The sequence below is a fragment of the Salicola sp. AFF1 genome, from assembly GCF_056783195.1.
Genome location: NZ_JBXAYL010000145.1, coordinates 1 through 340, shown reverse-complemented (window position 1 = coordinate 340; position 340 = coordinate 1). Strand labels below are relative to the sequence as shown.

1 protein-coding gene is annotated in these 340 nt (G+C 57.1%); it reads left to right on the top strand.

Annotation, left to right across the window (positions count from 1 at the left end; genetic code table 11):
- A partial coding sequence (locus tag AC1RQI_RS17115) for a transposase (protein WP_481905817.1) occupies positions 1-340 on the top strand: 340 nt, incomplete at both ends.

The following is a 340-nucleotide window of genomic DNA, read 5'->3' as shown; positions in this document are numbered from 1 at the left end:
ATCAGTTGCTTACGCGTTTGAAGGAAAAGAACCTGGAACATGCGCCTAAGCTGGCCGTGGGCGACGGGGCCTTGGGCTTCTGGAAAGCGCTGAGCAAGGTGTTTCCAGACACCCGCCACCAGAGGTGCTGGGTTCACAAGACGGCCAATGTGCTGGACAAGCTGCCCAAGTCAGTCCAGCCAAAGGTCAAATCAGCGCTGCATGAGATCTACCTGGCGGAGACGCGCGACAGTGCTCAAAAGGCCTTCGACAGCACCCTGCGCCGGTTCGGGGACAAGTACCCGAAAGCAATGGAAACCCTTGAGAAGGACCGTGACGAGCTGTTGGCCTTCTATGATTT